We start from the raw sequence: 8,215 nt of genomic DNA, 5'->3' as shown, positions 1-8,215 counted from the left end.
AGCCAGCTATTACAATATAATAGCTGGCTTTTTAGTGTAGCAAAATCTATGCTTAATATTTAATGATTTTCTTTTGCATGGTTGAGCGTATATTTAGGGATTTCTATGGTCAAATCTTTATCTTCAAGCATTACCTGACAAGACAGACGTGAATCCGGTTCCAATCCCCAAGCACGATCTAGTAAGTCGGCTTCAATATCGTCCATTTCTTCTAAACTATTAAATCCCTTACGAACCACGACATGACAGGTAGTACATGCTTTTGACATCTCACAAGCATGCTCGATTTTGACGCCCTTTTCAAGTAAGGCTTTACATAAGTTATCACCAGATTGAAGCTCAACTTCGGTGCCTTCAGGGCAAATCTCATGATGGGGTAGTACAGTAATCTTTGGCATAAATCGTCTGTCCAATACTAATCAATTAAAAATAAAAAAATGAAGCGTTATGAGATAAATTATTATATTAGGTGAGTTATAATTATTAAGTTACAGCCACCAACGAATCTACATATGCTACCAGTCCTGAGCACTTGTACCTGCCATACTGGCTTTGACACTCTGATTCATAATACGAGCAGCAAAAGCATCGCTATGTGGTTTAAGTTTGGCTTGCTCTTTTTCGATAACTGACAAATCATCAGTGTTAAGTGATGTCTGTAATGCTTGAATGTGCTCAATGAGTGACTGCTGCTCCTCAGATGTTAATAAAGAAGCAAACTCGTTAAGTGCTGATTGTAGTGCCAAGACTTCACGCTCTGCTTCTACTTTAGTCTCAATTAGAGAACGCGCATTTTTATCTTCTTCTGCATGCTTAAATCCTGCAGTCAAGAGTTGCTCTTTTTGTTCATCTGACAACCCATAAGAAGGCACAATCTCAATCTGACTCTCTGTCTTTGTCGTGGTTTCTTGGGCACTGACTGTCAACTGTCCATTGGCGTCGATACTAAAAGTCACTTCAATACGAGCAAAACCTGCCTTCATTGGCGGAATACCATATAGCTCAAAACGTCCAAGTGAACGGCAGTTTTCTACTGTCTCACGCTCACCTTGCACTACATGAACAACCATGCCAGTTTGTCCGTCTTGATAAGTGGTAAACACTTGACGTTTTTTGACAGGAATTGGGGTATTACGTGGGATCAATACTTCAACCAAGCCGCCCATTGTCTCAAGACCAAGCGATAATGGTGTCACATCTAATAATAGTAGATTGTCATCACTATCACCGTTAACCAATTGATGCGCTGTCTGAGCCGCGCCTAAAGCAACAACCTCATCTGGATTTAGGCGACAAAGTGGCTGCTTGTTGAAAAAATCAGCTACAACATGCTGAATGGCAGGCATACGCGTAGAACCACCGACCAAAATTACTTCATCTAAGTCAGTGCTAGATAGCTTTGCATCACGCAGTACCTGTTCGCACACACTTAACGTACGGCGACTAACTGGTTCGGTAATAGCGACTAAGTCTTTATGACGTAACACACCTTGATAAGACTGATCGTTAACTACAATGTCGATATCGACTTGATTAGCATCAGTTAACGCTTGCTTATAAGCTTTTGCTTGTTGCGCAAGTATCGACTTGTCATGACGGCTGACATCTTTAGGATCGATGTTTACTTGTTTGATAAGCCAATTGGTCATCAAGCGATCAATATCGTCACCGCCTAAGGCACTATTACCACCCGTTGCTAGTACTTCAAACACGCCATCAGTAAGCTTTAAAATAGAAACATCAAAAGTTCCGCCACCAAGATCATAGATTAAATAATAGCTTTCTTTGTTATCGCTCTTAGCCGAGTCCTCAGCGGGTTTATCAAGACCGTAGGCGACTGCAGCAGCGGTTGGTTCGTTTAATAGACGCAATACATTGATGCCAGCCGCTTGTGCTGCATCTTTAGTCGCTTGACGCTGAGCTTCATCGAAATAAGCCGGTACAGTAATCACCGCACCTTCTATACTGTCTACAGGTAGGGCAGTTGTCGCTCTTTGCTCAAGGGCTGCTAGAATCCGTGCTGATACTTCAACAGGAGATACGTCACCTTGAGCGGTAACAAAAGCTGGCATATCATCTTTATTACCACTTAATTCGTAAGGATGAGAGAATTTGATATCAGCTTGGCTACGGCCCATAAAGCGCTTAGCTGAAACAATCGTATTTTTTGGATCATCCGCTAGATGCGCTAGGGCATCGTAACCAACAAGTGGATTACCAGTGCTTGGATAGTAAACAACAGAAGGTAATAAGGTATCGGTTGTTGTATCTGACTCTAAGACTTGCGCTTTGCCTGAACGCACCACAGCGACCAACGAGCGTGTAGTACCAAGATCAATTCCTAGACCAAAACGATGTTGGTGAGGTTGAGCGCTTTGATTGGGTTCGGCAATTTGCAATAAAGACATAAGATAACTCAAAGATAAAATAAATAAGTGAAATGAAGCAAATCTAGTATGCAGGCGACGATAGTTTAACGGCTAAAGTCTCACTCTACAATAGAAGAAAATAGCGCTTAAAATAAGAAAGTATACAATATTGCTAGTAGTATTTTGACCTTAAGTGTAGAACCTAACATTCATATATTAAGTCTAAACATATAGGTCATCATCATCTGAATGTTCAGCACTTGCTACTTCATCAAGACCAATCGTAACATCAGCGTTTAATTTGACTAAAAACTTCAGTTTTTGTGTCGCATCAATAGCGGTCTGCCAGTTTTTACTTTTATAAGCTTTATCAAAACGTTCAGATTGATACGCCAAACGTTCTATGATTTGCGGATGTAGTTGTTTTAATGTCGCAAGATCTTTGTCTTCAATTGCTTCATCTAAATCAATACGCATCTGCATTGCATCTTCTAAAAAGTCTAAATCAGCAATAGAATGCTCTACATTCTGTGCTTGGTCAGCCATATCAAGCAAGTAGCTGGCACGACTATCAGGAGCACTTAGGGTTTGATAAGCTTGATTGATCAATGCTGAAGCCTGCACAGACCGCTGCTTCGCTTGCGCGATATCTGCTCCGCTTTTTGTATCATTAACAGAAAGATTATCTGGATGATAACGCTTTTGTAGCAGGCGTAGACGCTGATCAAGAATATCTTGATTGACTTCAAACTGTACAGGATGCTCAAATAGAGCAAAGAAATTATCAAACTGAGCTTCTAAAGTGACATCTGTCATATTATGCGCCTTGCTTTTCTGTTTGTTTTTAAGGTCTTTGCCTAACTAAATATTGTAAATATGAGATTGTAACTACGGACTTATATGAGGCTTGATGATCAATACTAACTTTGCGATATTGATATGCTACTGCCCAAGATTATAATCATACCTTTTAAACAGTAAAAGACTCACCGCAGCCACATTCGCCTTTTTGATTAGGATTGGTAAATTTGAAGCCTTCGTTTAAGCCTTCTTTTTCGTAATCCATCAATAAGCCATCTAAATAGACCAAGCTTTTGGGATCAATGAAGATACTGACACCTCGACTTTCATAGCGGGTATCATTGTCGTCAGGTATATCTACAAACTCTAAAACGTAAGCCAAGCCCGAGCAACCCGCTGTACGGATACCAACTCGAATACCTTCACCCTTACCGCGATTATCCAAAAACTCTCGAACATGCTGAGCGGCGCGTTCTGTCATTTCAATCATGCCAACTCCTACTTACCATCAAATTTGATAAAACTTAAAAGGTGACAAGTACATAAGCATCATTGTCACCTCTAAACATTAGTAGTAAAAAGCATACTACTAATGCAGTACTAACAGCATACATTGCGTATGCTATTAAAATTAATTAGTCGCTTCTTCTGCTACTTCGGCAGTACCATGCTTACCTTTGTAGTCAGTTATGGCAGCTTTAATAGCGTCTTCTGCAAGTACAGAGCAGTGAACTTTGACTGGTGGCAAGGCAAGCTCTTGAGCAATATCGTTGTTCTTGATCTCGCCAGCTTGATCTAAGCTTTTGCCTTTTAACCACTCAGTAACGAGCGAGCTTGAAGCAATCGCTGAACCGCAGCCGTAAGTTTTAAAGCGAGCGTCTTCAATGATACCTTTGTCATCGACTTGGATTTGTAGACGCATCACATCACCACAAGCTGGGGCACCCACCATACCGGTTCCAACGTTTTTAGCATTTTTGTCAAGATTGCCAACGTTGCGTGGATTTTCGTAATGATCAATAACTTGGTCACTATAGGCCATGGGGTTTTCTCCTAGTTAGATGATGAGTAGCCATTTATCAACTTTAAAATGTTTAACTACTCATCGATAATTGGGGTCAAACACTTCATATAAAAACGTTATTTATAATTGTCTGATTGTTCATTTAATGGCTATATTTTATAACCATATTATCTATTTTACTAAACTTACACTACCAAATATTAATGCTCCGCCCACTCAACTGAATCTAAATCAACGCCTTCTTGGTACATATCCCAAAGAGGAGATAGAGCACGTAGTTTATCGACTGCTTCGTGCATTTGCTTAACCACAGTATCAATATCTTCTTCGGTAGTATAACGACCGAAACTAAATCGAATTGAGCTGTGAGCTAATTCATCTGGACGACCAATTGCGCGCAGTACATATGAGGGCTCAAGCGTTGCCGATGTACAGGCTGAACCAGATGATACGGCCAAGTCTTTCAACGACATCATCAGTGACTCGCCTTCAACAAAGTTGAAGCTAATATTTACGATGTTTGGTACGCTATTCTCAAGGTCACCATTTAGATAAATTTCTTCGATATCTTGCAGGCCGTCCCAAAGCTTTTGACGCAACTTGGCTGCATGCGCATGATCTTCTTCATAACGCTCATTGGCTAAGGCAAATGCTGCACCGATACCAACAATCTGATGCGTCGGTAATGTACCTGAACGCATACCACGCTCATGACCACCACCATGCTGTTCTGCTTTTAGGCGAATGCGCGGCTTACGGCGAACAAATAACGCGCCAATTCCTTTAGGACCATATGCTTTATGACCAGAAAAACTCATCAAGTCAATTTTCATCTCTTCAAGATTGATAATTACCTTGCCAACAGCCTGAGCACCATCAACATGGAAAATAACACCCGCATCACGCGTGATCTCGCCAATAGCAGCAACATCAGTGATCGTACCAAGCTCGTTGTTCACCATCATAAGTGATACTAAAATTGTATCGTCACGCAATGCTTCTTTAACTTGCTCTGGTAAAATTAGACCAGTACCTGCTTGTGGCTCAAGATATGTGATCTCAAAGCCTTCTTGCTCAAGCTCACGGCAGGTATCTAATACGGCTTTATGCTCAATCTTACTCGTGATGATATGCTTACCGCGAGACTGATAAAAATGCGCTGCTCCTTTGATTGCTAGGTTGTCTGATTCTGTCGCACCAGAAGTAAAGACAATTTCGCGAGGGTCGGCATTAATGACTTCAGCGATTTGCTGACGTGCTGTCTCTACTGCTTCTTCTGCTTGCCAGCCATAGCCATGTGAGCGCGAGGCTGGATTACCAAAGATGCCATCTACAGTCAGATACTCGCTCATCTTAGCAGCTACTGATTTAGCAACTGGGGTAGTGGCGGCATAATCTAAATATATAAGGTTGTTGTGTTGGCTCATGCTGGGTTTGCCTCGCTAGTCGATAAAGTAATAGTATTAATGTCTTTTAAAGAAATCTCTTTAGTAGAGGTGTGCTGACGTTCTGATACTGTTTGCACGTTTTCCATGTCTAATAATTGCGCTAGTGTTATATTTTTCAAGTACTGTTCGATATGATTTGACAATGCACACCATAAATCATGGGTTAAACACATTGTACCACCTTGACAATCACCGCGTCCTTCACACTGCATAGCATTAACAGATTCGTCAACAGCAGATATAATGGTCATCACGTCTATTTCATCCAAAGGCTTAGCTAAATGGTAGCCACCTGCAGCACCGCGAATACTGGTAACCAAACCACGTTTACGAAGTTTGGAAAATAGCTGTTCAAGATAGGAGATAGAGATAGATTGCCGTTTTGCAATATCAGATAAGGATACAGCACTGTCTTGCTGACTGGTCTGCAAAGCCAAGTCTAATAAAGCGGTAACGGCATACCTGCCTCGAGTAGTTAAACGCATAAAATATCTCCAAGCTGATCAGTTATAAGCCAAATTCAATAACGAGCTTAGGCATGTTGATTAGTACAGTTGAGGTAAGGTTACTTACATCATAGCGTTATTAAATAACTTAGTCGCTATTACTGCTAGACAACAGATGGTTAACCCGATATGTGCTGCGATAGAGATATTATACTTAATCCTGAGTAATTTAGTCAAGATTAAAGTGTCTTAGTATGGTTAATCTTACCTATCACGATTATTGATAAAAGTAATCGGTAAACTCGAAGCCCAAATAAGACATAAAAGAGGAGGTAATCGGAAGAAGATTACTTGAGATAAGAACGCTTAACGACATGGCAGAGTTGTCATTAAGCGTTTTTAGTCAAAGAAAGAGGAGCCAAATAGGTTAGCTCATTAGTAAGGCAATGATGGCACCGATTGCAATAACAGTGGCTATTACTGACACAATGGTGAGGGTTTTTTGTCTACTCTGTAACTCTTTGACTGTCGTTTCAAACTCGCGATTTTTTATGGTCAACGTATTTATTTGAGTCTGTTGTTCTGCAATACGCACTTTATAATTGTGCTTCTTTTCTTCCATCTCTTCTGCGCTAGGCTTTTGCTTGCCATTGCCACCTTTGAATTTTTTTATGACACCTTGAATCAAGCTACCTAGTCCCAATTGAGTGATAAACTGTTTAATCAATTGTACTTGAACAGCTTCCCCGCGCATTTGTAGTTTTTCAGTCGCCTCACTGTCGTGAGAGGTAAGAGCATTCAATACTTGAATACTATAGGCGTTAATAACCACATCAGGCTCACTACGATCAACCGGTAGCTGCGCATCAAGTAACACCCCTTTATAGCTAAAAGTTGCAAAAACCTCTACATGAGGTAAGTACAAGCGCAGACAAACAACAGTGCCCTGTTTCGCTAGTGGATATGCAGCCCTACGTAGCTCAGGATCTAGGCGTAGCAACAGCGTCAATGCTGACTCAATGAATACTAAAACGATATTAAGAAGAGAGTGAGACAATGTAGTACGCTTCATGTAAGTAATCCATTTTATTGGGCAGGTTAGAAATAAACATAAAATATGAGTAGCAATAAATAATTGCAATCATAGGATTGATTATAGTTTGGTTTTTATAACATATTATGCGTTAGCTATCATAATGTTTCCATCATAAAAAGTAATGTGTCTCTATGTCAGTTAATAAATTGTTGCGCTATTCACCCAATGAAGACTAAAAACCTTATGAGCGTTAGCCTAACTGAACCGTAAGTGGGTAAAAATAAGAAAAAGGCCATTAGTCATCAATCAATGAGCTGATACCAGCGTCAATTGCTATTTTATAATATACATTTTTACCTTCCAATTTGAGTTAAACCTTTAAGTTATATTAAAAGCGTTACCTTTTTGATAAAACTATCTGTTACAGAGCACCAATATGGCTTTAGTGATTTACTAAACTGTTCTTTTATAAGTGGTAATTTTGGGACGAATTTATACATGAAACGACGAGTTACAGGTGATTTGCGTAACGTTAGGTGTCAAATACGTAGTTTCGCGGGCGAAAAAATGTAAAATCGCTTGCGCTCCTTTTGTTGCCTTGATATAAAGGCGTTAATAACGCGCAACCACAAACAAAAGCGTCTAGAATGGTTTTTATTGCTTATATCACGTGAGAGCGATACAATGCCGGACGTTAGCGTTTATTTTAGCCCTTAAACTTGAAGGAAATTTTATGAATAAGTCAGAATTAATTGATAGCATCGCAGATAAAAGTGGCCTTAACAAAACTCAAGCTGGTGATGCATTGAACGCCGTTATGGAAAGCGTTGGTGAAGCTCTAGAAGCGGGTGAAAGCATCTCATTAGTTGGCTTTGGTACGTTTAGCGTAAAAGACCGTAAAGCCCGTACTGGCCGTAATCCTAAGACGGGTGAAGAGCTAAGTATTCCAGCAAGTAAAGTACCAAGCTTTAAAGCTGGTAAAAATCTAAAAGAGCGCTTAAACTAGGCGTATCTTGGCTTGTTTTTATATAACTGTTGTTTAACTCTTGTTAGCGAAACAAGCAATAAAAAGCACCTTTAGATAAAGGTGC

General features: G+C 40.1%; 9 protein-coding genes. 1 reads left to right on the top strand and 8 read right to left on the bottom strand.

What is annotated here, in order from left to right; genetic code table 11:
- Positions 1-59: 59 nt before the first annotated feature.
- The 8 genes from fdx to PENNN9_RS07435 form a co-directional block, all read right to left on the bottom strand.
- Positions 60-398 (bottom strand): ISC system 2Fe-2S type ferredoxin, encoded by a 339-nt coding sequence (gene fdx, locus PENNN9_RS07470; RefSeq protein ID WP_058369075.1) that lies wholly within the window; start codon positions 396-398, stop codon positions 60-62.
- 117 nt (positions 399-515) lie between these two features.
- Positions 516-2,408, bottom strand: coding sequence for a Fe-S protein assembly chaperone HscA (hscA, locus tag PENNN9_RS07465; protein WP_058369074.1), 1,893 nt, complete (start codon positions 2,406-2,408; stop codon positions 516-518).
- A gap of 183 nt (positions 2,409-2,591) precedes the next feature.
- Positions 2,592-3,185, bottom strand: coding sequence for a Fe-S protein assembly co-chaperone HscB (gene hscB / locus PENNN9_RS07460; protein WP_058369073.1), 594 nt, complete (start codon positions 3,183-3,185; stop codon positions 2,592-2,594).
- Positions 3,186-3,339: 154 nt separating this feature from the next.
- Positions 3,340-3,660 carry an iron-sulfur cluster assembly protein IscA gene (gene iscA, locus PENNN9_RS07455; RefSeq protein WP_058369072.1) on the bottom strand — a complete coding sequence of 107 codons (321 nt, stop codon included), beginning with the start codon at positions 3,658-3,660 and terminating at the stop codon, positions 3,340-3,342.
- 141 nt (positions 3,661-3,801) lie between these two features.
- Entirely contained in the window at positions 3,802-4,212 is a 411-nt protein-coding gene (gene iscU, locus PENNN9_RS07450) for a Fe-S cluster assembly scaffold IscU (RefSeq protein ID WP_058369071.1), read from the bottom strand.
- Positions 4,213-4,394: 182 nt separating this feature from the next.
- Positions 4,395-5,621, bottom strand: coding sequence for an IscS subfamily cysteine desulfurase (locus PENNN9_RS07445; RefSeq protein WP_058369070.1), 1,227 nt, complete (start codon positions 5,619-5,621; stop codon positions 4,395-4,397).
- On the bottom strand, positions 5,618-6,127 hold the full coding sequence (locus tag PENNN9_RS07440) for an Rrf2 family transcriptional regulator (protein WP_058369069.1): 510 nt from the start codon (positions 6,125-6,127) through the stop codon (positions 5,618-5,620). The genes PENNN9_RS07445 and PENNN9_RS07440 overlap by 4 nt, the downstream gene beginning before the upstream one ends.
- A 388-nt stretch (positions 6,128-6,515) precedes the next feature.
- The gene (locus PENNN9_RS07435; RefSeq protein ID WP_058369068.1) at positions 6,516-7,160 is read right to left on the bottom strand and encodes a hypothetical protein; all 645 of its coding nucleotides are present in this window, start codon (positions 7,158-7,160) and stop codon (positions 6,516-6,518) included.
- Between the two features lie 697 nt (positions 7,161-7,857).
- On the opposite strand from PENNN9_RS07435, the gene PENNN9_RS07430 reads away from it, so the two are divergent.
- Positions 7,858-8,130 carry an HU family DNA-binding protein gene (locus PENNN9_RS07430; protein WP_025653024.1) on the top strand — a complete coding sequence of 91 codons (273 nt, stop codon included), beginning with the start codon at positions 7,858-7,860 and terminating at the stop codon, positions 8,128-8,130.
- The last annotated feature ends 85 nt before the right edge of the window (positions 8,131-8,215 follow it).

The organism is Psychrobacter sp. ENNN9_III (assembly GCF_001462175.1).
Classification (GTDB): Bacteria; Pseudomonadota; Gammaproteobacteria; order Pseudomonadales; family Moraxellaceae; genus Psychrobacter.
The sequence above is the reverse complement of the archived record's forward strand: the minus strand, read 5'-3'. Positions and strand labels throughout refer to the sequence as shown.